The sequence below is a fragment of the Tardiphaga sp. vice154 genome, from assembly GCF_007018645.1.
Classification (GTDB): domain Bacteria; phylum Pseudomonadota; class Alphaproteobacteria; order Rhizobiales; family Xanthobacteraceae; genus Tardiphaga.
The window spans coordinates 3136108-3162460 of record NZ_CP041399.1 but is presented as its reverse complement, the minus strand read 5'-3'; the positions used below and the strand labels follow the sequence as shown (position 1 = coordinate 3162460).

General features: G+C 65.1%; 20 protein-coding genes and 2 tRNA genes. 12 read left to right on the top strand and 10 right to left on the bottom strand.

What is annotated here, in order from left to right:
- Positions 1-32: 32 nt before the first annotated feature.
- From FIU28_RS14715 to FIU28_RS14705, 3 genes are all read right to left on the bottom strand, one after another.
- On the bottom strand, positions 33-1277 hold the full coding sequence (locus tag FIU28_RS14715) for an SAM-dependent methyltransferase (protein ID WP_143573991.1): 1245 nt from the start codon (positions 1275-1277) through the stop codon (positions 33-35).
- A 67-nt stretch (positions 1278-1344) separates the two neighbouring features.
- Positions 1345-2232, bottom strand: a complete 888-nt coding sequence (locus FIU28_RS14710) for a DUF1365 domain-containing protein (RefSeq protein WP_143573990.1) — start codon at positions 2230-2232, stop codon at positions 1345-1347.
- Between the two features lie 2 nt (positions 2233-2234).
- On the bottom strand, positions 2235-3548 hold the full coding sequence (locus FIU28_RS14705) for an NAD(P)/FAD-dependent oxidoreductase (RefSeq protein WP_143573989.1): 1314 nt from the start codon (positions 3546-3548) through the stop codon (positions 2235-2237).
- A 383-nt stretch (positions 3549-3931) separates the two neighbouring features.
- On the opposite strand from FIU28_RS14705, the gene FIU28_RS14700 reads away from it, so the two are divergent.
- From FIU28_RS14700 to FIU28_RS14680, 5 genes are all read left to right on the top strand, one after another.
- The gene (locus FIU28_RS14700; protein ID WP_143576199.1) at positions 3932-5377 is read left to right on the top strand and encodes an efflux transporter outer membrane subunit; all 1446 of its coding nucleotides are present in this window, start codon (positions 3932-3934) and stop codon (positions 5375-5377) included.
- On the top strand, positions 5367-6731 hold the full coding sequence (locus tag FIU28_RS14695) for an efflux RND transporter periplasmic adaptor subunit (RefSeq protein WP_143573988.1): 1365 nt from the start codon (positions 5367-5369) through the stop codon (positions 6729-6731). Before FIU28_RS14700 ends, FIU28_RS14695 begins: the two co-directional genes overlap by 11 nt.
- 247 nt (positions 6732-6978) lie before the next feature.
- Positions 6979-10107: an efflux RND transporter permease subunit gene (locus FIU28_RS14690; protein ID WP_143573987.1), complete on the top strand. Its 3129-nt coding sequence runs from the start codon at positions 6979-6981 to the stop codon at positions 10105-10107.
- Entirely contained in the window at positions 10107-13214 is a 3108-nt protein-coding gene (locus tag FIU28_RS14685) for an efflux RND transporter permease subunit (RefSeq protein WP_143573986.1), read from the top strand. The genes FIU28_RS14690 and FIU28_RS14685 overlap by 1 nt, the downstream gene beginning before the upstream one ends.
- Before the next feature lie 57 nt (positions 13215-13271).
- Positions 13272-13994: a tRNA-uridine aminocarboxypropyltransferase gene (locus tag FIU28_RS14680; RefSeq protein WP_143573985.1), complete on the top strand. Its 723-nt coding sequence runs from the start codon at positions 13272-13274 to the stop codon at positions 13992-13994.
- 163 nt (positions 13995-14157) lie between these two features.
- Here FIU28_RS14680 and FIU28_RS14675 read toward each other — a convergent pair.
- The 3 genes from FIU28_RS14675 to FIU28_RS14665 all read right to left on the bottom strand — a co-directional run bounded on the left by FIU28_RS14675 (position 14158) and on the right by FIU28_RS14665 (position 14836).
- Positions 14158-14231 (bottom strand) — tRNA-Cys (locus tag FIU28_RS14675).
- Positions 14232-14323: 92 nt separating this feature from the next.
- Positions 14324-14503: a hypothetical protein gene (locus FIU28_RS14670; protein ID WP_143573984.1), complete on the bottom strand. Its 180-nt coding sequence runs from the start codon at positions 14501-14503 to the stop codon at positions 14324-14326.
- A gap of 147 nt (positions 14504-14650) precedes the next feature.
- The gene (locus FIU28_RS14665) at positions 14651-14836 is read right to left on the bottom strand and encodes a hypothetical protein (protein ID WP_143573983.1); all 186 of its coding nucleotides are present in this window, start codon (positions 14834-14836) and stop codon (positions 14651-14653) included.
- Positions 14837-15121: 285 nt separating this feature from the next.
- On the opposite strand from FIU28_RS14665, the gene FIU28_RS14660 reads away from it, so the two are divergent.
- A tRNA-Asn gene (locus FIU28_RS14660) sits at positions 15122-15196 on the top strand.
- A 79-nt stretch (positions 15197-15275) separates the two neighbouring features.
- Here the strand turns inward: FIU28_RS14660 and FIU28_RS26460 are convergent.
- Entirely contained in the window at positions 15276-15428 is a 153-nt protein-coding gene (locus FIU28_RS26460) for a hypothetical protein (protein WP_168202950.1), read from the bottom strand.
- A gap of 207 nt (positions 15429-15635) precedes the next feature.
- Between FIU28_RS26460 and FIU28_RS14655 the strand changes: the two genes are divergently transcribed.
- From FIU28_RS14655 to FIU28_RS14640, 4 genes are all read left to right on the top strand, one after another.
- Positions 15636-16301 (top strand): protein-L-isoaspartate O-methyltransferase family protein, encoded by a 666-nt coding sequence (locus tag FIU28_RS14655; protein WP_143573982.1) that lies wholly within the window; start codon positions 15636-15638, stop codon positions 16299-16301.
- A 215-nt stretch (positions 16302-16516) separates the two neighbouring features.
- Positions 16517-17896 (top strand): TolC family outer membrane protein, encoded by a 1380-nt coding sequence (locus tag FIU28_RS14650; protein WP_143573981.1) that lies wholly within the window; start codon positions 16517-16519, stop codon positions 17894-17896.
- A gap of 270 nt (positions 17897-18166) precedes the next feature.
- Positions 18167-18925, top strand: a complete 759-nt coding sequence (locus FIU28_RS14645) for a PopZ family protein (RefSeq protein WP_143573980.1) — start codon at positions 18167-18169, stop codon at positions 18923-18925.
- A 209-nt stretch (positions 18926-19134) separates the two neighbouring features.
- Positions 19135-22008 carry a valine--tRNA ligase gene (locus FIU28_RS14640; protein WP_143573979.1) on the top strand — a complete coding sequence of 958 codons (2874 nt, stop codon included), beginning with the start codon at positions 19135-19137 and terminating at the stop codon, positions 22006-22008.
- 103 nt (positions 22009-22111) lie between these two features.
- On the opposite strand, the gene FIU28_RS14635 is transcribed toward FIU28_RS14640, so the two are convergent.
- Complete coding sequence (locus FIU28_RS14635; RefSeq protein ID WP_143573978.1) at positions 22112-22726, bottom strand: DNA-3-methyladenine glycosylase; 615 nt, start codon at positions 22724-22726, stop codon at positions 22112-22114.
- 100 nt (positions 22727-22826) lie between these two features.
- Between FIU28_RS14635 and lipA the strand changes: the two genes are divergently transcribed.
- The gene (gene lipA / locus FIU28_RS14630; RefSeq protein WP_143573977.1) at positions 22827-23786 is read left to right on the top strand and encodes a lipoyl synthase; all 960 of its coding nucleotides are present in this window, start codon (positions 22827-22829) and stop codon (positions 23784-23786) included.
- A 7-nt stretch (positions 23787-23793) separates the two neighbouring features.
- The gene (locus tag FIU28_RS14625; protein WP_143573976.1) at positions 23794-24267 is read left to right on the top strand and encodes a type II toxin-antitoxin system RatA family toxin; all 474 of its coding nucleotides are present in this window, start codon (positions 23794-23796) and stop codon (positions 24265-24267) included.
- 47 nt (positions 24268-24314) lie between these two features.
- On the opposite strand, the gene FIU28_RS14620 is transcribed toward FIU28_RS14625, so the two are convergent.
- Both FIU28_RS14620 and FIU28_RS14615 read right to left on the bottom strand, forming a co-directional pair.
- A complete protein-coding gene (locus FIU28_RS14620) occupies positions 24315-24935 on the bottom strand; it encodes a CinA family protein (protein WP_143573975.1) in 621 nt (206 codons plus the stop codon).
- A 1-nt stretch (position 24936) separates the two neighbouring features.
- Positions 24937-26118 carry a bifunctional 2-C-methyl-D-erythritol 4-phosphate cytidylyltransferase/2-C-methyl-D-erythritol 2,4-cyclodiphosphate synthase gene (locus tag FIU28_RS14615; protein WP_143573974.1) on the bottom strand — a complete coding sequence of 394 codons (1182 nt, stop codon included), beginning with the start codon at positions 26116-26118 and terminating at the stop codon, positions 24937-24939.
- Positions 26119-26353: the final 235 nt, after the last annotated feature.

Sequence of the window (26353 nt, the reverse complement as noted above, 5' to 3'; positions counted from 1 at the left end):
AACGATTCCGCTGCCGTCGCACCTATATGGGGTCAATTCGCCTTCTCGAACACCACCTGACGAACATCAATATTCCCCGACAGGAACCCGGCCTCGCAATAGGCCAGATAATACTCCCAGAGCCGGCGGAACCTGTCGTCGAAACCGAGCGGCGTCAGGCTCGGCCAGGCCTCACGAAAATTGTCGCGCCAGGTCGCCAGCGTTTTGGCGTAATCCAGCCCGAAGATGCGTTCGCGCACAACCGGCATGCCGAATTTGTCGCCAAGCGCCTTGAGGATTTCGGGCGATGGCAGCATGCCCCCCGGAAATACGTAGCGCTGAATGAAGTCGACCTCCGCCCGATAGGCCTTGAACAGCTTGTCCTGGATGGTGATGGCCTGGATGCCGACCAGCCCGCCCGGCCGAAGCCGGTCTCGCAGTTGCGAGAAGTAGTGCGGCCAGAACTGCTCGCCGACCGCCTCGATCATTTCGATCGAGGCGATGCGGTCATATTGGCCGCGCTCGTCGCGATAATCCTGAAACTTGATCTCGACACGGTCGCTGAGGCCGGTCTCCATCATCCGCTGCTGTGCGAAGTCGCGCTGCTCGCGGCTGATGGTCAGGCCGGTGACATGGGCGCCATAGTTTTTTGCGGCATATTCGGCAAAACCGCCCCAGCCGCAGCCAATCTCCAGCACGCGATGTCCGGGCTGCAGGTCGATCGCCTCGGCAAGGCGCTTGTACTTGTTGTTTTGCGCGGCGGTGAGGTCCTGGGTGCCGTCCTCAAAGATCGCCGAGGAATAGGTCATGCTGGGATCGAGCCAGGCCGAATAGAACGCATTGCCGATGTCGTAATGGGCGTAGATGTTCTTCTTCGCCTGCCTGCGGGTATTGCGGTTGAACCAGTGCCGGACGATCTGCACGAAGCGCATCACCGGGTTGTCGCCGAGCATCGCCTTGATCAGATCGTGGTTGACGCAGAACAGATACAGGAACTGGGTCAGGTCCGGCGTGTCCCATTCGCGGTGCAGATAGGCCTCCGCAATGCCGATGTCGCCGCCGTTGAGCAGCCGAGAGGCGAAGCCATAGCCGTAGATCGTCATCGCAGCCGAGGGACCGGGTTCGAGGCCGCCGAGCCGCACCTGGCGGCCGTCGGGGAGCGTCACATCGAGCGTGCCGCGGCGCAGCTTCGAGCCGAAGCCGAATGCCATCCGCACGATCCGTGGCAGGTCGGATAGTCTGGCGTCGACATTTTCCGGCGTGAGGACGATCAGTTTCGAAGCGAGGTACTCAGACATGGAAGATCCATCGAATTGCGTGGCTCTGTGTCCGAGTTGCACGTGGACTGAAGGTGAGGCCGCAGCCCTAACGAAGCACAGCGCCCGGCTGCGTGGCGGGCTTGGGACCGCGCGCAGCAGATGACGCCCGACTATAATCATTGCTTTCGGCGCTCGCCAAGACGGTATTTGCATCGGGCGGCGGCCGCTGCACCAGCCGGGCCCCCTTGATCCACAGCCGCAGGGCTTCCCAGTGAATCGCGGCTATGATCTTGAACGTCACCATCGGCAGCGCCAGGAACGATTTGAGCAGCGCGGCGGTCGTCAATGCGCGGCGCCGGCCATTGAAGGTCGCGGCGAGGATCGGGCCGTCGGTGTCGGTTTCCAGGATGCGCAGCTTGACGCAATGTCCGGGCGGCAACACCCGGAAGTGATAACGTAACGGCATTTCCAGAAACGGCGAGACGTAGAACAGCTTGTCCTGCTGCTGCCGGATGCCGGCCTCGGTGTGCTCGCCGGGCCGCACCGGCAGCACGTAGGCGTGGATGTCGCCGAACGTGTTGCGCACCTCATAGATGATCAGCGCGAGCTCGCCATCGCTGGTGTAACAGAAATACGCCGACAGCGGATTGAACGTATAGCCTAGCAGGCGCGGATAGCTCAGCAGCATCACACGGCCGCCGGTAAGGTCGATGCCGTGTCCGGCGGCGCAGGACTGCGCGTAGGCGCGCAACGACGAGCCGTCGCGCGGGCCATGGTCGGTTTCGCGAAAGCTGTACAGGGCGGCCCGGTTGACCCCGAACAAAGGCGTCTGCCGGTCGGCCTCGTCGAGCCGGTCGAGATCGATCAGCAGGCTCATGACGCGGTAGCTGAAGCGATGGCCCATCGGCTTCAGCCTTGCATGCATGACGTCGCCGAAATACAGCGCGGCCGGGGCGGCTGCAGCTGCTTCCACGCTGGCGACAGGACCGGACATCTCTACTCCGCAGCTTCGGACAGTTCAGGCGGTATCACGCGCCACGGCACCGTGGCGCCCAGCGCCTCGGCGACCGCCAGACCGGAGCGCAGCCCGTCCTCATGGAAACCATAGCCGGTCCAGGCGCCGGCAAACCAGGTGTGACGCTGGCCCTGGATCTCGCCGAGCCGCTTCTGAGCGGCGAAAGCTTTCGCATTGTACTGCGGATGTTCGCACATGTAGCGGCCGAAGGTCAGGGCCGGGTCGGGCGCGAAGGGCGGGTTGAGGCTAACGAACAGCGGCTTGTCGTCGGCAATGCCCTGCAAGCGGTTCATCCAGTACGTCACGGCGACGTCGTTCACCGTGCTGCCCTCGCGGTTCCAGCGCAGGAAATTCCACGATGCCCAGGCATTCCTGCGTTTCGGCATCAAGCGGGTGTCGCGGTGCAAATAGACGACATTCGGCGAATAGCCGATGTCGCCGAGAATGGTGGTCTCCTCCTTGCTCGGATCGGCCAGCATCGCCAGCGCCTGATCGCTGTGCGATGCGACGACCACATGGTCATAGGTTTCGGCGCGGCCATGGCTGTCGTGCACGACCACGCCCTGCGCGGTACGCTCGATCGACGTCACTGCGCAACCGAGCCGCAGATGGTCGCCGAATGCGGCCATCAGCTTCTCGACATAGGTCTTGCTGCCGCCGCGCACGGTGCGCCATACCGGGCGGTCATATTGCAGCAGGCGGTGGTTGCTGAAGAAGGCGATGAAGTTCTCGGCCGGAAAGTCCAGCATCTCTGCCGCTGGCGCAGACCAGATCGCGGCCCCCATCGGCGCCAGATAGTCTGTCAAAAGGCGCGGCGCGAACTTGCGCCACGCAAAGTATTCGCCGAGCGACTTGCCCGCGAGCAGGCCGGCGTCGCGATCCTTGATGCTCTGCTCGTTGAAGCTGAGAATGTCGCGCAGCATCCGCAGGTAGGACGGCGAGAACAGGTTCTTGGGTTGCGCGAACAGGCCGCGCGCGGTTTCGGCCCAGCTGTCGCCGCCGCCCTTCCACTCGAACTTGCCGCCATCGGCAGTGACCGCAAAGCTCATGCAGCTTTCCACTGTCTCGACGCCGAGATGGGCGAACAGTTCGGTCAGATCGGGGTAATTCAGCTCGTTGTAGACGATGAAGCCGATATCGACGGCGATCGCCGCGCCGTCATAATCGATCGTGACGGTGTGGCTGTGGCCGCCGGGGCGCAATTCGCGGTCGTAGACCGTCACGGGATAGCGCTTCGACAATGCCCAGGCCGCGGCATTGCCGGCGATTCCCGTTCCGATAACTGCAACGCGCATTCCAGTCCCCTGTGCCCCATCCAAATGTACCAGCTACGTTGGTATCCCGTTGAGGTTTCAATATCTTCCGCGGGAGCCATGGCACGTCCATAAGACGGGTTACCGGCATTGAGTGGCTACATGAAATCTTCGTAAGTCTGCCATTCGGGGTGGCGGCGTCAATGGCCATCAAGGTACCGGCTTATAAAGGGAATTCGTGGGAATCGAGCCGGAATCCCGGCGTTGAAGCAGGATGACGCTTGCAGCCGCTGTGGCGGAAGAACACTGTCCGCGCACGAATCGGACCGCTACAGTGGCGGCACGATTGTTTGAATCACCCGGTGACCGTGTCGCAGCCTGCATCGTCCAAGACCCCATCTGACTACGTGCAGCGTCCGCAAGACATGCCGGTGAAGCGCCTGTCGCCGGTCTGGCGCACAGTCGTTGCGTTCGCGATCGCTGCCAGTTCGACCGGCTGCATCCTGACCTCCGACTTGCCGGACCCCGCGCTGGACGTGCCCCGGGGCTACAAATTCTCCGGATCGGCCCAGCCCGACCGCGCCACGCCATCGCTTGACTGGTGGCGGGGGTTTCGTTCGCGCGAATTGACGCAGCTGATGGAAGAAGCCCAGGCGGTCAATCTCGACATCGCCGCGGCGTCGTCGCGGATCCGGCAGGCCGACGCGCAGGCGCGGATCACGGGCGCAGCATTGCTGCCGAGCGTCAGCGGCGGCGGGCAGGAGACCTATTCGCGCAATTCCGGCTCCAGCTCGAGTGGCCTGACCAATAGCGGACGCGAGATCGTCACCTATTCGTCCTCGCTGTCGGCGAGCTACGAGCTGGATTTCTGGGGCAAGAACCGCGACGCCGCATTGTCCGCCGAGGAAACCGCCACCGCCAGCCGGTTCGACCGCGACACCGTTGCGCTGACCACGCTGGCCGCGGTCGGCAATGCCTATTTCCAGGTGCTGGCCGCGCAGGACCGCATCAAGACGGCCGAGCGCAACATCGCCAGCGCCCAGCGCATTCTGGACGCGATCCAGTCCCGGCTGAGTGCCGGTACCGGCACCGATCTCGACCTCGCGCAGCAGCAGAGCGTGCTGGCCAATCAGCGCGCCGCGGTGCCGCTGCTGCGCCAGACGCTGCAGCAGAATTCCAACGCGCTGGCGCTGCTGGTGGCGCGGCCCCCGGCCAGCATCCGCATCAATGGCGGTTCGCTGAACGCGATTTCGTCGCCGCGGGTGACCGCCGGCCTACCGTCGGACCTGCTGACGCAGCGGCCGGATATCCGCCGCCAGGAGGCCCGGCTGGCGGCTGCGACCGCCAATGTCGGTAGCGCGCGGGCGCAGTTCTTTCCCACCATCCAGTTGACCGGCTCCGGCGGCTACCAGAGCGCCGCGCTGGCCTCGCTGTTTCAGCCCAACGCGGCGTTCTTCAACCTGGTCGGCGGGCTGACCCAGCCGATTTTCGATGGCGGCCGGATCCGGGGCAATTTCAACCTGACCCAGGCGCAGCAGGACGAATTGCTGCAGACATATCGCAAGACCGTGGTGTCGGCCTTCACCGATGTGGAGAACGCACTGGTGGCGATCCGGCAGACCACGGAGCGGCTGCGGCTGCTGCGCGAGGTACTGACGGCGTCGCGGCGCGCCTTCGAACTGTCCGAACAGCAATTGCGCGCCGGCACCGCCGACATCGTCACCGTGCTAAATACCCAATTGACACTGTTTCAGGCCGAGGATGCGCTGTCGCAGGCGCAGTTGTCGCGCTTCCTGGCGATCATCAGCCTGTATCAGGCGCTGGGCGGCGGCTGGGAGCCGAATATGGAGAGACCGGTCAATGCTCTTTAAGCCGGAAGCGAACGAGGCGAACGCGTCCGGCACCGCAGCCCGTATCCGCGGCGGCGCGCGGCGCCGCACGGTCTCGATATTCGTGACGCTGCTGATCCTCGGCGGGCTTGGCTATATCGGCTGGACCGTGTGGCAGCAGAAGCAGACCGCCGCCACGGGACGCGGGCCGCGGCCGGACATGACCGTGCCGGTGCTGGCGGCGACGCCGAAGATCCAGGACGTGCCGGTCTATCTCGACGGCGTGGGCTCGGTGAAGGCGCTGAACAACGTAACGGTGCGCGCGCAGGTCGACGGCAAGCTGATCAAGGTCAATTTTGCGGAAGGCCAGGACGTCAAGGCCGGCGACGTGCTCGGCGAGATCGATCCGGTGCTCTACAAGGCGTTGTACGACCAGGCCGTCGCCAAGAAGGCGCAGGACGAGGCAACGCTGGCGAATGCGAAGCTCGACCTCGCCCGCTACCAGCAGCTTGCGGCCACCAATGCCGGCTCCAAGCAGCAGGCCGATACGCAGAAGTCCGTCGTGGCGCAGCAGGAGGCACTGGTGAACTCCGACCAGGCGGCCATCGACAACGCCGCGGCGACCCTGAGCTACACCAAGATCATCGCGCCGTTGTCCGGCCGCGCCGGCCTGCGCCAGGTCGACCAGGGCAATATCATCCGATCTTCCGACACCACCGGGCTCGTCATCATCACCCAGTTGCAGCCGATCGCCGTGCTGTTCAGCCTGCCGCAGCAGCAGATCGTGCGCGCCAATGCCGCGGTCGCCAAGGGACCGCTCACCGTCGACGTGTTCGGCAATGACGGAGTCACCGTGGTCGACACCGGCACGCTGACCGGCATCGACAACCAGGTCGATATCACCACCGGCACGGTCAAGATCAAGGCGGAATTTCCCAACGCCAGATTCCAGCTATGGCCCGGCCAGTTCGTCAACGTCCGGCTCAAGGTCGAGACGCTGCCGCAGGCGATGGTGGTGCCGACCTCCGCCGTGCAGCGCGGTCCTGCCGGCACGTTCTCCTACGTGATCGGGGAGGGCGATATCGTCAAAGCCGTGCCGGTCACGGTGACGCAGCAGAACGAGACCGACGCCGTGATCGCCAAGGGGCTTTCGCCGACCGATCGCGTGGTCACCACCGGCTTCGCCAATCTGGCCGACGGCTCGAAAGTCAGTGTCGGTACCAACAGCGCCGAGCCGACCGCCGATCTGGCGCCGCGCGCGCGCGGTAGCAAGCGCGGCGAGGGCGGCGAGCGTCGCGGTAAGCGCGGCGAGGGCACGCCGTCAGGTGACCAGAAGGGCCAGACCGGCCTCGCACCCGCGCCTCCCAGCACGCCCGCACCTGCCGGAGCCAAGTAACCATGATGGCGCGCTTGCGCTTCCTTCTTCCCCTCTCCCACCGGCGAGGCGAAGCTTCGCTGGGCGGGAGAGGGTGGATCGAAGCTCCGCGTAGCGGGGTTCGAGACGGGAGAGGGGGGCGACGCGGAACGCTGGCATCGGCGTTTGCCGCTCCACCCTCTCTCCCGTCCGCGCTGCGCGCGGCCACCCTCTTCCGCCAACGCCGCTTTGCGGCGCCGGGGGAGAGGGGAAGAAAGAGCGCGCAGCCATGAGCGTCTCCGAACCCTTCATCCGCCGGCCGGTCGCGACCTCCTTGCTGGGGATCGCGCTCCTGATCGGCGGCGCGCTGGGCTATTGGGCTCTGCCGGTGTCGGCGCTGCCGCAGGTCGATTTCCCGACGGTGCAGGTCTCGACGCAACTGCCCGGCGCCAGCCCGGACGTGATCGCCTCGCTGATCACAGCGCCGCTGGAGCGCCAGCTCGGCCAGATCCCGTCGATGACCTCGATGACCTCGACCAGTTCGTTCGGCGTCAGCTCGATCTCGCTGCAGTTCGATCTCAACCGCGACATCGACGGCGCCACGCAGGACGTGCAGGCCGCGATCAATGCCGCGGCCGGCGTGCTGCCGAAGAACCTGCCGTACCCGCCGGTCTACGCCAAGGTGAACCCGGCCGACGCGCCGGTGATGACGCTGGCGCTGACCTCCGACACCATATCGCTGCGGGCGATGAGCGACATCTCCGACACGTTGCTGGGCCAGCGGCTCAGCCAGATCTCTGGCGTAGGTCGCGTCGCGGTGCTGGGCGGGCTGAAGCCGGCGGTGCGGGTGCAGGCCGACTTGTCGCGGCTGGCCGCCTACGGCATCTCGATGGAGGATTTGCGCACGGCGATCGCGGGCGCCAACGTGTCCGGCCCGAAGGGCTCGCTCGACGGCGCGCAGCAGGCCTACACCATCGCCGCCAACGACCAGATCGCCGCCGCCGATGCCTACCGGCCGATCATCGTCGCCTACCGCAACGGCGCCCCGGTGACGATCGGCGACATCGCGCAGATCGTCGACGGGCTGGAAAACGACCGCACGGGCGGCTGGTACCAGGGCACGCCGGCGGTGATCATCGAGATCCAGCGCCAGCCCGGCGCCAACGTCATCGAGGTCGTCCGGCAGATCAACGAGGAAATCCCCAAGGTACAGCGCGCGATGCCGGCCGGCATCAAGCTGTCGGTGGTGTCCGACCGCACTGTCACCATCCGCGCCTCGGTACACGACGTGCAGTTTACGCTGGTGCTGTCGGTAATTCTGGTGACGCTGGTGGTGCTGCTGTTCCTGCGCTCGCTGCGCGCGACGCTGATCGCCGGCGTGGCGCTGCCGCTGTCGCTGATCACCTCGTTCGGCGTGATGTATTTCGCCGGCTTCAGCCTCGACAATCTCTCGCTGATGGCGCTGACCATCGGCACCGGCTTCGTGGTCGACGACGCCATCGTGATGATCGAGAACATCGTCCGTCACATGGAAGACGGCGAAAGCCCGATGCAGGCGGCACTGTCCGGCGCCAGTGAAATCGGCTTCACGGTGATCTCGCTGACGGTGTCGCTGATCGCGGTGTTCATCCCGCTATTGTTCATGTCCGGGCTGGTCGGCCGCATGTTCCGCGAATTCGCGCTGACGTTGACCATCGCGGTGGTGGTGTCGGCCGTCATATCCCTCACTCTCACGCCGATGATGTGCTCGCGGCTGCTGAAACACACCCATGACGAGTGGCAGGTGCCGGGCCTGGCGGCCATCAGCCGCTTCATCGACCGCATGGTGGCGTTCTATCACCGCACCCTGCTGTGGGTGCTGAAGCATCAGCCGGCGACATTGGTGGTGACGTTCCTGACCGTCGCCGCGACGCTCGGCCTGTATATCATCGCGCCCAAAGGCTTCCTGCCGCTGCAGGACACCGCCTCGATCATCGCGGTGACCGAAGCCGGCGCCGACGTGTCCTTCGCTGAGATGCAGAGCCGGCAGGCCGCGGTGGCGACTATCATTCAGGCCGACCCCGACGTCACCGGCGTGGTCTCGGTGATCGGCGGTGGCACCGTCAACCCGACTACCAATGTTGGCCGGCTGGTGCTCAACCTGCGGCCGCGTGGCGAGCGCCCTGACGAGATTACGAAGGTGATCGACCGGCTGAAGCAGAGCGTCGCCAGCATTCCCGGCATGACGGTCTACTTCCAGCCGGTGCAGGATATCCAGATCAGCACCCAGGCCAGCCGCTCGCAGTACCAGTACACGCTGACCGGCACCGACGCGGCGCAGGTCAGGCTATGGTCGGAAAAACTGGTCGCCGAACTGCGCCGCGATCCGATGTTCCGCGACGTGTCGTCGGAGAACCAGGCCGGCGGCCTGCGCGCCGCGCTTGACATCAACCGGCAACGCGCCGGACAGCTCGGCGTCAGCCTGCAGGGCATCAACGACACGCTGAACGACGCCTTCGCGCAGCGCCAGATTTCGACGATCTACGGCCAGGCCAACCAGTACCGCGTCGTGCTGGAGGCGCTGCCGAGCCAGCAGCGCGATCCCGACGTGCTGTCGAAACTCTATCTGCCGGGTACCGCTGGCGCGCAGGTGCCGCTGTCGGCGGTGGCCACGTTGACGCGCACCACGGCGCCGCTGTCGATCTCGCATCAGGCGCAGTTTCCGGCGATCTCGCTGAGCTTCAACCTCGCTCCCCGCGAGGCGCTCGGCGATGCCGTCGAGGAGGTCAAGAAGATCGAGCAGCGCATCGGCATGCCTGGCAGCATCAACGGCTTTTTCGCCGGCGACGCCGCGGAATTCTCCAAGTCGCTGTCCGGCCAGCCCTGGCTGATCCTCGCCGCCTTAGTGACGATCTACATCGTGCTTGGCGTGCTCTATGAGAGCTACATCCATCCGATCACCATTCTGTCGACGCTGCCCTCGGCCGGCGTCGGCGCGATCCTGGCCTTGATGGCGACTGGGCAGGACCTCTCGGTCATCGGGCTGATCGGCATCATCCTCTTGATGGGCATCGTCAAGAAGAACGCGATCATTATGATCGACTTCGCGCTCGACGCGGAGCGGCATCACGGCCGGACGCCGGAGGAGGCCATCGTCGAGGCTTGCCTGCTGCGCTTCCGCCCGATCATGATGACCACGCTGGCGGCGTTGTTCGGCGCGCTGCCGCTGGCAGTTGAAAGCGGCACCGGCGCGGAATTGCGGTTCCCGCTCGGCGTCTCGATCATCGGCGGCCTGGTCCTGAGCCAGATCCTGACGCTGTACACCACACCGGTGATCTATCTGGCACTCGACCGCATCAACCGCCGCTTCGAGAAGGCGCCGGATGTGATCGTGCCGCCGACGTCGCCGGTCGCGGGAGCGGCGAGGGGGGCGCCGTAATGGCCGTCTCGATCTCCGAGCCCTTCATCCGCCGGCCGGTCGGCACCACGCTGCTCGGCATCGGGCTGTTTCTGATCGGCGCGGTCGCCTACCATCTGCTGCCGGTCGCGGCCGTGCCCAACGTCGATTTCCCGATGATCCGGGTGTCGGCAACGCGGCCGGGGGCGGCGCCGGCCATCATGGCCGCGACGGTCGCGGCCCCCCTGGAGCGCCGGCTCGGCGTGATCGCAGGCCTCGACCAGATCACCTCGACCTCTTCGCTGGGCTCGACCTCGATCCAGCTTCAATTCGCCATCGGCCGCAGCGTCGACCGCGCCGCGCGCGACGTGCAGGCCGCGATCAACGCCTCATTGGCCGACCTGCCGACCGACCTGCCGGCGCTGCCGAATTTTCGCAAGGCCAACCCGTCGGCCGCCCCGGTGTTCATTCTGGCGCTGACCTCGAAGACGATGTCGGCCAGCGCGATCTACGACGTCGCCGATACGGTGATCGTGCAGCGCCTTTCGCAGGTGCCGGGCGTCGGCGAGGTCACCTCCAGCGGCGCCGACCAGCCGGCGGTGCGGATCCAGCTCAACCCGATCGCGCTGTCGAATGCCGGCATCTCCACCGACGATGTCCGCACCGCGATAGTCAACGCCAATCCGCTCGGGCCTGTCGGCATCTTCAATGGCGGGCGGCAGAGCGAAACGCTGTCGATGAACCCGCAGATGCGGACCGCGGAAGAGTTTCGCGACATCATCGTCAAGAGTGCCAGCGGCAACTTTTTGCGGCTGTCGGATATTGCCGACGTGCAGGACGCCACCCGCAACAGCCGCTCGATCGCCTGGTTCAACAAGCAGCCGGCGGTATTGATCCAGATCACCAAACAGGGCGACGCCAACGTCATCGACACCGTCGATAGGGTCAAGGCGCTGATCCCCGATCTCAAGCAATGGATTCCTGCCGGCATCGAGATCTCGGTGCTGACCGACCGCACCGGCACGATCCGGGCCTCGGTCGAGGACATGGAGTGGACGCTGGTGGCAACCGCCGCGCTGGTAATGGCGGTGGTGTTTCTGTTCCTGCGGCGCGGCATTCCCACCATCGCGGCCGGCGTGTCTGTGCCTCTGGCGCTGGCCGGCACCTGCGCCGGGATGTGGCTGGCCGGGTTCTCGATCAACAACCTGTCCTTGATGGCGCTGGCGATCTCGGTCGGCTTCGTGGTCGATGACGCCATCGTCATGATCGAGAACATGTACCGCAACCTGGAGGAGGGCATGGCGCCGCTGCATGCCGCGCTCGAGGGTGCGCGCCAGATCGGCTTCACGGTGCTGTCGATCTCGCTGTCGCTGATCGCGGCGTTCACGCCGCTGATCTTCATGGACGGTTTGGTCGGCCGTCTGCTGCGCGAATTCTCGCTGACGCTGACGTTTTCGATCATCGTCTCCACCGTGGTGTCGCTGACCGTGACGCCGATGATCTGCGCGCGGTACATCAAAACCGGGATTTCCAGCACAGAGACAAGGTTCGACCGCATCGTCGAGGGCACGCTGTCGCGCGTCGTGGCGTTCTACGAACGCTCGCTGCGCGTCGTTCTCGGCTTTCCGCTGCTGACGCTCTTGGTGTTCTTCGCCACCATCGCGCTCACGGTCGTGCTGTACATCAAGACGCCGAAAGGACTGTTCCCCAGCGACGACTCGGGCTTCGTGATCGGATCGACCCGCGCCTCGGCGGACACCTCTTTTCAGGCCATGCTGGGCCTGCAGCAACGCCTCGCTGACATCGTGCTGGCCGATCCCGCCGTCGCCGGCGTCGGCTCGTCGCTGGGCGGCTCCGGCGGTCCGGGCGGTGGCGGGGCCAGCCGCGGCATCATGTTCATCAGCCTGAAACCGCCGGAGGAGCGCAATGGCGCCTCGACCGACGATGTCATCAACCGGCTGCGCCGCGAACTCGGCGTGGTGCCGGGGATCCGGCTGTTCATGTTTGCTGCGCAGGATTTGCGTGCCGGCGGCCGGCAGAGCGATTCCAACTACCAGTACACCCTGACCTCGACCGATCTCGATCTGCTGCAGAAATGGGCGCCGCTGGTCGGCAAGCGGCTGGAGACCGTCGAGGGCATCACCGACGTCTCCAGCGACCGCGATCCCGGCGGCCTGCAATTGACGCTGGCGATCGACCGCAAGACCGCGTCAAGCCTCGGCGTGAAGGTGCAGGACATCGACAACGCGCTCAACAATGCGTTCTCGCAGCGCCAGATCTCGACGATCTACACCCAGCGCAACCAGTATAAAGTGATCATGGAGATCGACGGCAAGTTCCAGAACGATCCCTCCGACCTCGACCGTATCTTTGTGGCCGGCGCGGGTGGCGCGCAGGTGCCGCTGTCGGCCGTGGTGCGCGCCGAACGGACGCTGGCGGCGCTGTCGGTGGCGCATTCCGGCGGATTTCCCTCGACCACCGTGTCGTTCAACACGTTGCCCGGCGTGCAGCTCGACGCCGTGACCGGCGCCATCCAGCGCGCGGTCGATGAATTGCACATGCCGGAAGGCATCCGCGGCGGCTTCGACGGCAGCGCCGGCGACTTCAGCAAGACCTCCGGCCGGCAGCCGCTGCTGATCCTGGGCGCGCTGATCGCGATGTATATCGTGCTCGGCGTGCTCTATGAGAGCCTGGTGCACCCCTTGACCATCATCTCGACGCTGCCTTCGGCGGGCCTCGGCGCGCTGCTGGCGCTGCAGATCACCAATACGCCGCTCACCGTGATCGCCTTCATCGGCATCATCCTCTTGATCGGCATCGTCAAGAAGAACGGCATCATGATGGTGGATTTCGCCATCGACGCGGAGCGCCATCGCGGGCTGTCGCCGGCCGAAGCGATCTTCGAGGCCTGCAGCGTGCGGTTCCGGCCGATCCTGATGACCACGCTGGCGGCGGCCTTCGCCGCCATACCGCTGGTGGTGGCGACCGGGCCGGGTACCGAATTGCGCCGGCCGCTCGGCATTACCATCATCGGCGGGCTGCTGATCTCGCAGATCCTGACGCTGTACAGCACGCCGGTGATCTACCTCCTGATGGACCGGCTGCGCCGCCGGCCGCGACCGCTGGCGCTGCCCGCGCCGGCCGAATAGGCATCTCCGGGCCGTCACGGTGGTTGAAGCGGGGGGCCGCGCGGCGTATAGCGGGCCATGTCCAAGATTTCAGAACTGAAAGCCGGTGAGCTAGATGCGATCCCGGAATGCCCGCGTTGCATGAAGCCGGTGCCTCTGTGCATCTGCGACAGCATTCCGACCATCGAGAGCCGCATCGGCCTGCTCATCCTGCAGCACCCGCAGGAACAGGACCGTGCGCTCGGCACCGCCCGCGTGACCGCCGCGCATTTCAAGAACGCCGTGGTGAAGGTCGGGCTGTCGTGGCCGAGCCTGGCCAAGGCGCTGGGCCGGCCGATCGCCGACCCGTCGCGCTGGGCCGTGCTCTATCTCGGCTCCGCAAAAGTCTCCGATTTCGAGACCGACCGCGATCTTCTGGCCATCGACCGCAAGGGCGAAGCCGAGGAGAACCAGCGCGCGCTGCTCAAGGAGATCCAGGGCATTGTGCTGCTCGACGGGACCTGGAGTCAGGCCAAGGCGCTGTGGTGGCGCAACGCCTGGATGCTGAAGTGCCAGCGGGTGATTCTCGGGCCCGCCAAGCCGTCGCTGTACGGCAAGCTGCGCAAGGAACCGCGCAAGGACGGCCTCTCGACGATCGAGGCCGCCGGCATGTTGCTGTCGAATCTGGAAAAGCGCCCGGAGATCGCGGAGACGCTGAATGCCAGCTTCGTCCGCATGCTCGCGAAATACCAGGAAGCCCAGAGCGTGATGCCGGAACTGAAGCCGAAGAAGCGCGACTGGCGCCGCAAAAAGAGCGCCTGAACCCGGCCTGCGCTGCAACGGCGGAGCCAGCCACCCTTCTCGGAAACGCATTTTGATCGTGTCGGCCCGATCCGGGGCGGCACGGCAATGCCTACGCCACGCCCAATCGCCGCTGCAATCCTCGCAACGTGCTTCAGCTTTTCACAATATGTGTTTGAAAGGATGGAGGCCACGTCGGGAATCGAACCCGAATAAACGGTTTTGCAGACCGGCGCGTAACCACTCCGCCACATGGCCCCATCGGCGGCTTTGTTACAGTCGGATGGCCGTTTAGGCAATGCCCGACTGTATTTTTCCCGGCGCCGTTTCGGCGCCGAGAGCGTCGTCGTTCAGCAGGACGCGCCCCAGCCATCGGGGAAGGGGACCAGCGGCCATTCGAGGCCATTGTCATTGGCGGCGGTCGGCACCGGCGCCAGGAACATCGCCTGGCTGCGCAGATCGTCCAACGCCTCGGCTTCGATTTCGGTGCGGACCGCGTCCAGCAAGAGGTCGAGTTCGGCTTCGCTCATTTGATTGCTCCTTGTTGGATGCAATCTGGCGAAAGAACTCTGCTGGCGCGTTGTGCGGATCGTTCAAATTTTACCAATCCACCTGCACTGCGAAGGATGGTTACCTCGCCGTGCACGCGTCCCTATAAATTCGATCGATCAGGACCGTTACAGCTCGATTGGCACCGCCAGACGGCCGATCAGGCCGGCCAGCTCATCGAGATGCTCGTCGTCGGGTGTGGCGTCGGTCTGGTGATGATCGACCACGGCAGCGAGCCGCAGCAGGCATTCATCGTCGCTAATGAAGGGCAGGGCGTAATGATCGGCGGTAGGGGCGCTGTGAAGGGCAGACATGTGGTCACCTTGTGCGATTCGGAGTTGGGGGCCGGTTGTCGTCTCGCGCCGCTCAATTTTAGATCGGAATGCGACGTTTTGGCGATGACGTTGTGTCGTGCTGTGCCTCAAGTTCCCGATTTTGTGGTCGTTCATGATTTCAGAATCACGAAAAACCCCCGGTAAATCACGGTAATGCGATCCTTTTCGTTTTATACCGCGTGGCAGGCGGCACTTTGCATTTCCCGCTTTGCAAGCCCGGATCGCTTTGTTATACGCTGCGACGAGCGAGGCTTGCTTCGCTGTTCCCTGGTAGCTCAGTGGTAGAGCATTCGACTGTTAATCGAATGGTCGCTGGTTCGAATCCGGCCCGGGGAGCCAAATTTTTTCAAGGACTTCAGAAGTCCTCATTCCCCAGACGATCACGATATTGGTTAAGCCTTCGGAAACCGCGGGTGCGTCAGCTGTTGAAGAAGAAAATATAGATCACCGCGAACGCCACCACCACGAGACCGAGGCTCCAGACCAGCACGTTGCGCGTCGTCGGGCCGCGTTCGGCGCCGCGCGCCTTGATGGCCGATTTTACCTCTGTGCCGTTGGCATCTTTCGACATGGTGTTTGCTCCCTGGCATGAAAGGGGACGCCCGGAAAAACGAGCCGTCCGCCGCACGATTGCAGTGCATGTTGCCGACCCAACCGGCCGGGCAGGCGATCGTTCCCGTGTCGCTTCCGTGCCCGTCCGCCATCAGACTTCTTGCCACCGGCTTGCCCCTGCCGTAATTCCATCGAGCAACTCCAGCCGCATGCCAAGGGATCGCCCATGTCCGAATATTCAACCGCGCGCCAGAAGATGGTTGATGGTCAGGTGCGTCCCAGCGACGTCACCAATCTGCGCATCCTCGAAGCCCTTTTGGCTGTGCCGCGCGAGGACTTCGTCCCCGCCAGCCAGCGTGCGATGGCCTATCTCGACATCGACCTCGACATCAGCGCGCCGGGCGGCGCGAAGCGCTTCCTGATCAAGCCGGTGGTGCTGGCCCGAATGCTGCAGGCCGCCGAGGTCACCGCGACCGACAATGTGCTGGTGGTCGGCTGTGCCACCGGCTATTCCGCCGCCGTCGTCGCGAAGATCGCCGGCCGGGTCACCGCCACCGAGGAAGACCCGTCGCTGATCGGCAAGGCCACGCGTTGCCTGGCCGATCTCGACCTGGGCAATGTCGTGTTCAAGGCAGCGCCGGCGGCCGAGGGCTTCGCCGCCAACGGGCCCTATGACCTCATCGTGCTGGTCGGCGCGACCGAAATCATCCCCAGCACCTTGTACCAGCAGCTCGCGCCAGGCGGCCGGCTGGTCGGCGTGTTCGCCATGACCCAGCCGCAGCGGGCGATGATGGTGACCCACAGCCAGGATGATTACGGCACAAGGGCGCTGTTCGACGCCGCCGTGCCGGTGTTGCCGGGGCTGGAACGGCTGCCGGCATTCGTATTCTGAGCTGGCCGGGCCCGTTCCGCGGTAAGATCGCCTGCGCCCAATTCAAGTGTGGCCGGGAAGTCCCAGCGGGCAAGTTTCCACCGGGATAACGCCGCGGGAGGTTCCGTCCGGCAGGTCGGCGGCATAAGGTGAGTGGAGACTCACAGACGGGAAGCCGGTCTGGCCGCCGCAGTGCGCGATTTGGATCGGTGAACGGAATGAACGGATTACCTGGGATGGCTGGCGTAAAAATTCTCACCGGAGCCGCTGCGGCGGCGCTTTTGCTGGGATTTGTTGGCACGTCGCCGGTGCTCGCGGAGACCATCGAGGTGTCGCTGGTGCGCGCCTATCAGAACAATCCGCAGCTCAACGCCCAGCGCGCCTCGGTGCGCGTCACCGACGAAAACGTGCCGCAGGCGCTGTCGGGCTACCGTCCGCGCGTCTCGGTCACGGCCAGCGGCGGCTATCAGTATGCCGATGCGATCTCGGGCGGTGTGAATGTCCACGGCACGCAGATCCCGCGCGCCGTTGGCGCGACCATCAGCCAGACCGTGTTCAACGGTCAGCAGACCGCGAATCGTACCCGGGCGGCCGAAGGCCAGGTGTCGTCGGCCCGCGAGGGCCTGCGCGTGCTCGAGCAGTCGGTGCTGCTGTCCGCCGCCACGATCTACATGGACTATCTGCGCGACGCCGCGATCGTCGAAGTGCAGCGCAGCAATACCCGCGTGCTCGAGCAGACGCTGAAGCAGACGCGCGACCGCTTCAATGTCGGCGAAGTCACCCGCACCGACGTGGCGCAGTCCGAAGCCCAGCTCGCCGCCGGCCGCACCCAGCAGCTCACCGCCGAATCCAACCTCACCACGACGCGCTCGAACTTCCGCCGCATCATCGGCATCGAGCCGAACGCGCTGCAGGCGGGGTCGCCGGTCGATCGTTTCCTGCCGGCCAATCTGCCCGGCGCGATCGATCTCGGTCTCACGGAAAATCCCAACGTCACCGCGGCGATGTTCGGCATCGACGTCAGCTACCTCAACGTGAAGGTCAACGAGGGCGCGCTGTTTCCGACCGTGACGCTGCAGGCCAACGTGCAACAGGCTTACGAACAGACCTTCGCGATCTCGCGACAGTTCAGCGCGTCCGGCGTGGCGCAGATTTCGGTGCCGATCTACCAGGGCGGCGCGGAATATTCGCTGATCCGGCAATCCAAGGAAACCCTGGCGCAACAGCGTCTGGTGCTCGAACAGACCCGTGACCAGACCCGCGCCAGCGTGGTGCAGGCCTGGGGCCAGTTGCAGGCCGGCAAGGCGCAGGTATCATCCGCGCAGGCGCAGGTTCAGGCGTCCGAGATCGCGCTGAACGGCGTGCGCGAGGAAGCCCGCGCCGGACAGCGTACCACGCTCGACGTGTTGAACGCGCAGCAGGCGCTGGTGAACGCGCGCAACTCGCTGGTGATCGCGCAGCATGATCGCGTGGTCGCATCCTACGCCGTGCTCAATGCGGTCGGCCGACTGTCGCCAGCGGTGCTGAAGCTCTCGACCACGGTCTATGACCCGAGCGTGCATTACCACCAGGTGCGCGATAGCTGGGTCGGTGTCCGCGCCCCCGACGGTCGCTGATTAACGCATCCTTATCCGATGACATCAGTCGGGGGCCGCTTCGGCGGCCCTTTGCTTGCAATCGATTGTTGCGATGACGTACCTTTTCCCGAGGTGACAGAACGATTCGTAGTGTGATGGCGTGACGTGGCTGTCTCTGCGATCGGCGGCGCCTGATCTGGGGACAAGTCGGGCGCGCGACATGAAAACTCCGCCTTCGCCAGCGAGAACCGCCAAAGACGGGCCCGTCTGGTGTAATACTTTGAGAGCGTTGATGATGCGGAGTCGGAAATGACGCAGCCTGCAAAGGTCCAGGAACCCTCGATGGAGGAGATTCTGGCGTCGATCCGGCGGATCATCGCCGACGACGAAGCCAAGCCGGCTGTGGCGGAGACAGCCGCCGCGCCGAAGCCGGCGCCGCCGGCGGCAGTACCTGCAGCGAAGCCCGCCATGAGCAATATCCCGCCGTCGGTCAATCCCGCCGCCCAGGCAGCGGCCGCCAAGGCACCGGTCGCGCCGAAGCCGGCACCGCCGCCGATGCCGGCGCCTGCGGCGAGCAACAGCCAGGACGACATCGACGCGATGCTCGCCGGCTTCGACTCCGCTCCGGCCGAAGAAGAGGTTCAGCCGCCCGAGCCCGAGCCCGAAGTGTTCGAACTGACCGACGAGATGGTGCTGCCCGAGCCCGAGCCCGAGCCCGAGCCGGCACCGTCCTTCCAGCGCGTCGAACTGCAGGACGACCTCGAATTCGCGGAAGCGGTGGCCGCTCCCGCCGAGCGGCCTCGCACGCCGATGTTCGATCCGCCGTCCTACGACGCGCCGCAGCAGCCGTCGGCGCAGATGCTGTCGCAGACCACCGTGTCCGCGGTGGAATCCGCCTTCCACACGCTGGCCAACACCGTGCTCAGCAACAATGCGCGGACGCTGGAGGATCTCGTCAAGGAGATGCTGCGGCCGATGCTGAAATCCTGGCTCGACGACAATCTGCCGGGTCTGGTCGAGCGCATCGTCAAGGCCGAGATCGAGCGCGTTTCGCGCGGCGGGCGGTAATCCGTCCAACCTGGATATTGGCGATGGCGCTCTGTCACCTCTCCCCGTTGGGGAGAGGTCGGATTGAGAAGCAATCCGGGTGAGGGGGCTGCGCGTAGCCGACGCGCATTGGCAGCCTGCTGTTGACTTGACCCGTGACGGCGGGTTTCTAGCGGTCTAGGCATGCGCCTCTGCCAACGCGCCCAAACTCCTGACCTGATTGCATTGTCATGATCGAAAAGACCTATCAGCCCGCCGATATTGAAAGCCGCATGGCCGCCGCCTGGGAACAGGCCGGCGCGTTCAAGGCCGGCCGCGCCGACCGCGTCGACGCCCAGCCCTATACGATCGTGATCCCGCCGCCGAACGTCACCGGCTCGCTGCATATGGGCCACGCGCTCAACAACACCCTGCAGGACATCCTGTGCCGCTTCGAGCGGATGCGCGGTCGCGACGTGCTGTGGCAGCCCGGCACCGATCATGCGGGGATCGCGACCCAGATGGTGGTCGAGCGCCAGCTGATGGAGCGCAAGGAGCCCGGCCGCCGCGACATGGGCCGCGAGAAGTTTCTTGAGCGTGTCTGGCAGTGGAAGGCCGAGAGCGGCGGCGTCATCGTCAACCAGTTGAAGCGCCTTGGCGCCTCCTGCGACTGGTCGCGCGAGCGCTTCACGATGGACGAGGGCCTGTCGCGAGCCGTCGTCAAAGTATTCGTGCAGCTGCACCGCGAGGGCCTGATCTACAAGGACAAGCGCCTGGTGAACTGGGACCCGAAGCTGCTGACCGCGGTGTCGGACATCGAAGTACAGCAGATCGAGGTCAAGGGTCACCTCTGGCACCTGCGCTATCCGCTGGAAGGCAAGACCTTCAATCCGGAAGATCCGACCTCGTTCATCGTCGTCGCCACCACGCGGCCGGAGACGATGCTGGGCGATTCCGCCGTGGCGGTGAATCCGGACGACGAGCGCTACACCCATCTGATCGGCAAGCACGTCGTGCTGCCATTGGTCGGTCGCCTGATCCCGATCGTCGCCGACGAATATTCCGATCCGGAGAAGGGCTCCGGCGCGGTGAAGATCACGCCGGCGCACGACTTCAACGACTTCGAGGTCGGCCGCCGTCACAACCTGCCACAGATCAACATCCTCGATATCGAAGGCAAGATAGCGCTCGTCGACAACGAGGACTATCTGCGCGGCCTGCCAGTCGGCTCCGAGCAACTGGTCGACGAGCTGCACGGCCTCGATCGTTTCGTCGCGCGCAAGAGCATTGTGGCGCGGCTGGAGGATTTCGGCTTCCTCGAAAAGATCGAGCCGCACACCCATGCGGTGCCGCATGGCGATCGTTCCAACGTCGTGATCGAGCCCTATCTCACCGACCAGTGGTATGTCGACGCCAAGACGATGGCGCAGCCGGCGATCGCCGCGGTGCGCTCGGGCGCGACCGAGTTCGTGCCGAAGAACTGGGAGAAGACCTATTACGAGTGGATGGAGAACATCCAGCCGTGGTGCATCTCGCGCCAGCTGTGGTGGGGCCATCAGATCCCGGCCTGGTACGGCCCGGACGGCCGTGTGTTCGTCGCCGAAACCGAAGAAGAGGCCGTCGGCAATGCGCTCGGCTATTATGTCGAGCAGGAAGTGATCACGGCAGAGCAGGGCCATGACATGGCGCTGGATCCGGCGTTGCGCGAAGGCTTCATCACGCGCGACGAGGACGTGCTCGACACCTGGTTCTCGTCGGCGCTGTGGCCGTTCTCGACGCTGGGCTGGCCCGACGACACCACCGACGTCGAGCGCTACTACCCGACCAACGTGCTGGTCACCGGCTTCGACATCATCTTCTTCTGGGTTGCCCGGATGATGATGTTCGGCCTGCATTTCATGAAGGAAGTGCCTTTCCCGACCGTCTACATGCACGCCCTCGTCCGCGACGAGAAGGGCGCCAAGATGTCGAAGTCGAAAGGCAACGTCATCGACCCGCTGCAGCTGATCGACCAGTACGGTGCCGATGCGCTGCGCTTCACGCTGGCCGCGATGGCCGCCCAGGGCCGCGACATCAAGCTGGCGACGCAGCGCGTCGAAGGCTACCGCAACTTCGCGACCAAGCTGTGGAATTCCTGCCGCTTCGCCGAGATGAACGAGTGCTTCGTGCCGCCGGGGTTTGAGCCGACCAAGGCGACCGAAGTCGTCAACCGCTGGATCGCGCACGAGACCGCGCGCGCCACGCGCGAGGTCACCGAGGCGATCGAGGCGTATCGCTTCAACGATGCCGCGGGCGCCGCCTATCGCTTCGTCTGGAACGTGTATTGCGACTGGTACATCGAACTCGCCAAGCCCGTCATGATGGGCGAGGGCAGTCCCGCCCGGACCGAGACCCGCGCCATGGTCGCCTGGGCGCGCGACGAGATCCTGAAGCTGCTGCATCCTTTCATGCCCTTCATCACCGAAGAGCTGTGGGCCGTGACCGCGCCGCGCTCGGGCCTGCTGGCGCTGGCACCGTGGCCGCTGAAGCCGCGCGGCCTCACCGTGGAGCAGGAGGCGCTGATTATTTCGTCGGCGTCCAGCGACCCGCTGCTGGTGCCGATCATGCTCGCCGAGCCCGAACTGCAGGCCGATTTCAAGGATGACGCTGCCGAGGCCGAGATCGGCTGGGTGGTGGACCTCGTCACCGCGGTGCGTTCGGTGCGCTCCGAGATGAACATCGTGCCGGCGACGCTCACACCCTTGGTGCTGGTCGGCGCTTCCGCCGAGACCCACTCCCGCGCGCTGCGCTGGAGCGACGTGATGAAGCGGCTCGCCCGGCTCGGTGAGATTTCGTTCGCCGACCGCGCCCCGGACGGCGCAGTGCAGCTTCTGATCCGCGGTGAAGTGGCCGCCCTGCCGCTGATCGGTGTGATCGACCTCGGCGCCGAACAAGCCCGCCTCGCTAAGGAGCTAGCGAAGGCCGAGGCCGACATCAAGCGCGTCGATGCCAAGCTCTCGAACGAGAAATTCGTCGCCAACGCGCCGGAAGAAATCGTCGAGGAAGAAAAGGAAAAGCGCGCTGAGGCCGTGGCGCGCAAGGCCAAGGTGCTGGAGGCGATGGAGCGCCTGAAGGGCGCGGTGTAATGCTGGGCTCGTTGTAGGGTGGGCAAAGCGTAGCGCGCCACCACCCTACGTCGGCGCTCGATCGATGGGCGGTGGGCACGGCGCAAGAGCGCCTTTGCCCACCCTACAGATTTGGCGCTTTCGGAAACGCCCTGCTGAAAAACCGTGAGCCCTTCAGCCCGAAGCGCCATGGCAGCTCGACGCCCTTGGTGATCCCGATTCGCACGCCGATCACCATCTGCGGTTCGGCCTGCCGGGCATTAAGCGCGAACGGCTTGCGATCCAGCGGCGCGCCGTCGTGGGCGCCGGTGATGCCGAGCGCCGCGCATAATTTGCCCGGCCCCGAGCACAGCGACCTCACATCCTGCAGCCCGCGGCGAAGCTGCATGGCCGGGATGCCGGCCTCCGGCTGGATCGCGCGGACCAGCACCGCGCTGGCTGATCCCTCCGCCTCGCAGACGAAATTGACGCACCAATGGATGCCGTAGGAGCGATAGACATAGGCAAAGCCGGGCGGGCCGAACATTACGCCGTTGCGCGGGGTCCGGCGGACGTAGGAGTGCGAGGCGGGATCCGTGTGGTGATAGGCCTCGACCTCGACGATGGTGCCGCCGGCGCCGCCGAACAGCATCGTGGCGCCGACCAGCTCGGGCGCCACCTCGTGGACGCTGCGGTCGAAGAAATCGCGCGTCAGGGCAGGGCCGAGCAACTTTGTTTTTGATCCAGGTTTTTGAGCCATTCTGCCCGGTATGCTAGGATGCAATGCTGCGCAAGGCGAGAGCGGGTTGCGGGAACGTGCCCGGCAGACTAGCTAGAGCGTCAGCCAGATTGGACAGTTTATGGTCGTCGTCCTCGATACCGTCTCCCACACCCCGTTGCGCCCGCGTCACCCCGAAAAGGTGAACCGGCCGGATGCGTTTTCGCCGCAGAAACCGGACTGGATCCGGGTCCGCGCGCCGACCAGCCGCGGCTATGGCGAGACCCGTAAGATCGTCAAGGAAAACGGCCTCGTTACCGTGTGCGAAGAGGCCGGCTGCCCGAATATCGGCGAGTGCTGGCAGAAGAAGCACGCCACCTTCATGATCATGGGCGACACCTGCACCCGCGCCTGCGCGTTCTGTAACGTCAAGACCGGGATGCCGGGCGCGCTCGACGCAGCCGAGCCCGAGCATGTCGCGCTCGCGGTGTCGAAGCTCGGGCTGCATCACGTCGTCATCACTTCGGTCGATCGCGACGACCTCGCCGATGGCGGCGCCGAACATTTTGCGCAGACGATCAAGGCGATCCGTGCGGCATGCCCGACCACCACGATCGAGATTCTCACGCCGGACTTCCTGCGCAAGCCGGGCGCGATGGAAATCGTGGTCGAAGCCAAGCCGGACGTGTTCAATCACAACCTGGAAACCGTGCCGTCGCAATATCTGACGGTGCGTCCGGGCGCGCGCTACTTCCATTCGCTGCGCCTGCTGCAGAAGGTCAAGGAGCTCGACGCCACCATCTTCACCAAGTCCGGCATCATGGTCGGTCTTGGCGAGGAGCGCCCCGAGGTGCTGCAGGTGATGGACGATATGCGCTCGGCTGACATCGATTTCCTGACCATCGGCCAGTACTTGCAGCCGACGCTCAAGCACCACGTGGTGTCGCGCTACGTCACGCCGGACGAGTTTTCGGGCTATGAAAAGGTCGCCTATACCAAGGGCTTCCTGATGGTATCGGCCAGCCCGCTGACGCGCTCGTCGCATCACGCCGGCGATGATTTCGCCAAGTTGCAGGCCGCCCGCGCGGCCTTGAAGCGCTGAATTCGCCATGCCGCAGTTTTCAAACAAGCGCCGCGTCCACCACAGCGCGGCCCAGATGTTCGACCTCGTCGCCGATTGTGAGCGCTATCCGGAATTCGTGCCGCTGTGCAAATCGCTGAAGATCCGGCAGCGCACGCCCAAGCCGGATGGCACCGAGGTCGTCATTGCCGACATGACGGTGTCGTTCAAACTGGTCCGCGAGACGTTCAGTACCCGCAACACGCTCGATCGCGTCGGCGGCAGGATCCTGGTGGAGTATCTGCAGGGTCCGTTCAGCCATCTCGAGAACCGCTGGACGTTCGAGCCGCGGTCCGAGACCGAGTGCGATGTCGGCTTTTTCATTTCCTATGAATTCAAGAGCCGCATGCTCGGCATGCTGATGGGCACGATGTTCGATACCGCGTTCCAGCGTCTGTCGTCGGCGTTCGAGAAGCGCGCCGATCAGGTGTACGGCGTGAAGCGCTCGCCGGCGACGACCTAAACTCTCGTCGTCCGGCGTTCGCCGGGACGACGGCCGAGAGCGCGGTGTTACTTCGCTGGCTTCGGCTTGACCGGCGCTTTCACCAGCCGTCGCTTCACCGCCGTGCGCCGCGGCGATCGCGCCACACGCGGCTGCGCGAGACCTGCGACCGCGCGCTTCTTCGCTGCCGGTTTTGGCCCACGCGCCAGTTCGGTCAGCATCCGCAACGCTTCCAGCACCGAGCGCGCGCGCACTTGGCTGCGGCCGATCGCACCGAAGCGGCATTCCTTGTGAACGATGCGGCCGTCGCGCGCAGCGACGGCGAAATGCACGAGGCCGACCGGCTTGCCGGGCGTCGCACCACCGGGGCCGGCGATGCCGGTGATCGAGACCGCCAGATCGACGTCGGCTTCTTCCAGCGCGCCGACCGCCATCTGCATCGCGGTCTCCTTGCTGACCGCGCCGAAGCTCTCAAGCGTGGTCGCCTTGACCCCCAGCATCGCGCGCTTGGCGTCGTTGGAGTAGGTGACGAAGCCGCGGTCGATCACGTCGGATGAGCCTGGGATCTCCGTCAGCGCCGCGGCGACGAGGCCGCCGGTGCAGGATTCGGCGGTCGCGATCGTCAGCTTGCGGCCGCGGCAGAGATCCAGCAGCGCGCGCGACAGGGCCCTGGGATCGCTGCCGCTCATGTCATTCCGTCCAGGGAAGGCGGATGGTGGCCGCCGCGGTCGCGGCGATGCCTTCCTCGCGGCCGGTGAAGCCGAGCCGCTCACTGGTGGTCGCCTTCACTGCGACGCGGGACAGCGCCACGCCGGTGATCTCACTGATGCGCGCACGCATCGCGTCGCGCAGCGGGCCGATCTTCGGCCGTTCGCAGATCAGCGTCACTTCGAGATTACTGATGCGCCCGCCACGCGCGGTGACGCGCTCGACGGCGTATTTCAGGAAGGCGTCGGAGGCAGCCCCCTTCCACTTGTCGTCAGACGGCGGAAAGTGCGAGCCGATGTCGCCATCCGCCAGCGCGCCGAGGATCGCATCGACCAGCGCATGCAGGCCGACGTCGCCGTCGGAATGCGCCAGGAAGCCGCGGGTGTGCGGCACGCGGACGCCGCAGATCATCAGATGATCGCCGTCGCCGAAGGCGTGCACGTCGTAGCCGGTGCCCATGCGGATATCGCCGAGGGCCGCCGCGAGGCGGGCTTCCTCGCGTACAAAATCTTCCGGTGTGGTGAGCTTCATGTTTGCAACATCGCCTTCAAAGGTTGCCACCGTCAATCCCGCCCATTCGGCGAGTGCGGCGTCGTCGGTGAAATCGTCGCGACCTTCGCGCGCGGCCCGACGATGCGCCTCAAGGATGACATCGAAACGAAACGCCTGCGGTGTCTGCGCGATACGCAAGCGCGCCCGCTCCGGCGTCGCCTCGACATGGCCGGTGTCGCCGACCTGCTTGATGGTGTCGGTCACCGGCACCGCAGGCACCGCCGCGCCGGTCTGCGTCGCCGCTGCGATGGCACGCGCAATCAGGGCCGGGGTGACGAACGGACGCGCGGCGTCATGGATCAGCACGATATCCGGCGCGTGGCCGGCCAGCGCCTCCAGGCCGGCATGAACCGAGGCCTGCCGCGTCGCGCCGCCGGCGGTCGGCGGCTGGTAATGCAGTTCGGCCACTGCCTCGTTGAACATCACCGTGTCGTCGGGATTGAGCACCGGCTGCACCGCGAACACGTCGGGGTGCCCGCAAAAGGGCTCCATTGCCCGTGAGATCACCGTGCGGCCGGCGATGCTGCGATATTGCTTGGGGCCGCCCGAGCCGGCACGGAGGCCACGGCCGGCGGCAACGATAATGGCAGCAGTTTTCAGGGTTTCGGTCATTTTATTCAGCTGATTGAGGGGTAAGCAGGAGGCGCACAGCCCATAGCACGGGCCGCCGCGCCTGCAGTAAGATTACATTCTCGTGGGCCATTAATTACGCATTGCTGCGCTGCACTTGCAAAAGCAACAGACCTGTCTAAACTGTAGGCAAGGTAGTTGACTGCACAACAAACGTGCGCATTATGCCCCTTGTTCGCAATGTAGCGGACGCAGAGAACGACGAGCAGGTCATTGA

Bases quoted from the DNA above. Each gene is read 5' to 3' on its own strand.
- FIU28_RS14650 (WP_143573981.1), top strand. From the start codon at position 16,517: ATGGCTGGCGTAAAAATTCTCACCGGAGCCGCTGCGGCGGCGCTTTTG.
- FIU28_RS14645 (WP_143573980.1), top strand. From the start codon at position 18,167: ATGACGCAGCCTGCAAAGGTCCAGGAACCCTCGATGGAGGAGATTCTG.
- FIU28_RS14715 (WP_143573991.1), bottom strand. From the start codon at position 1,277: ATGTCTGAGTACCTCGCTTCGAAACTGATCGTCCTCACGCCGGAAAAT.
- lipA (WP_143573977.1), top strand. From the start codon at position 22,827: ATGGTCGTCGTCCTCGATACCGTCTCCCACACCCCGTTGCGCCCGCGT.
- FIU28_RS14680 (WP_143573985.1), top strand. From the start codon at position 13,272: ATGTCCAAGATTTCAGAACTGAAAGCCGGTGAGCTAGATGCGATCCCG.
- FIU28_RS14640 (WP_143573979.1), top strand. From the start codon at position 19,135: ATGATCGAAAAGACCTATCAGCCCGCCGATATTGAAAGCCGCATGGCC.
- FIU28_RS14635 (WP_143573978.1), bottom strand. From the start codon at position 22,726: ATGGCTCAAAAACCTGGATCAAAAACAAAGTTGCTCGGCCCTGCCCTG.
- FIU28_RS14615 (WP_143573974.1), bottom strand. From the start codon at position 26,118: ATGACCGAAACCCTGAAAACTGCTGCCATTATCGTTGCCGCCGGCCGT.
- FIU28_RS14620 (WP_143573975.1), bottom strand. From the start codon at position 24,935: ATGAGCGGCAGCGATCCCAGGGCCCTGTCGCGCGCGCTGCTGGATCTC.
- FIU28_RS14685 (WP_143573986.1), top strand. From the start codon at position 10,107: ATGGCCGTCTCGATCTCCGAGCCCTTCATCCGCCGGCCGGTCGGCACC.
- FIU28_RS14655 (WP_143573982.1), top strand. From the start codon at position 15,636: ATGTCCGAATATTCAACCGCGCGCCAGAAGATGGTTGATGGTCAGGTG.
- FIU28_RS14690 (WP_143573987.1), top strand. From the start codon at position 6,979: ATGAGCGTCTCCGAACCCTTCATCCGCCGGCCGGTCGCGACCTCCTTG.
- FIU28_RS14625 (WP_143573976.1), top strand. From the start codon at position 23,794: ATGCCGCAGTTTTCAAACAAGCGCCGCGTCCACCACAGCGCGGCCCAG.
- FIU28_RS26460 (WP_168202950.1), bottom strand. From the start codon at position 15,428: ATGTCGAAAGATGCCAACGGCACAGAGGTAAAATCGGCCATCAAGGCG.
- FIU28_RS14710 (WP_143573990.1), bottom strand. From the start codon at position 2,232: ATGTCCGGTCCTGTCGCCAGCGTGGAAGCAGCTGCAGCCGCCCCGGCC.
- FIU28_RS14695 (WP_143573988.1), top strand. From the start codon at position 5,367: ATGCTCTTTAAGCCGGAAGCGAACGAGGCGAACGCGTCCGGCACCGCA.
- FIU28_RS14705 (WP_143573989.1), bottom strand. From the start codon at position 3,548: ATGCGCGTTGCAGTTATCGGAACGGGAATCGCCGGCAATGCCGCGGCC.
- FIU28_RS14665 (WP_143573983.1), bottom strand. From the start codon at position 14,836: ATGTCTGCCCTTCACAGCGCCCCTACCGCCGATCATTACGCCCTGCCC.
- FIU28_RS14670 (WP_143573984.1), bottom strand. From the start codon at position 14,503: ATGAGCGAAGCCGAACTCGACCTCTTGCTGGACGCGGTCCGCACCGAA.
- FIU28_RS14700 (WP_143576199.1), top strand. From the start codon at position 3,932: ATGCCGGTGAAGCGCCTGTCGCCGGTCTGGCGCACAGTCGTTGCGTTC.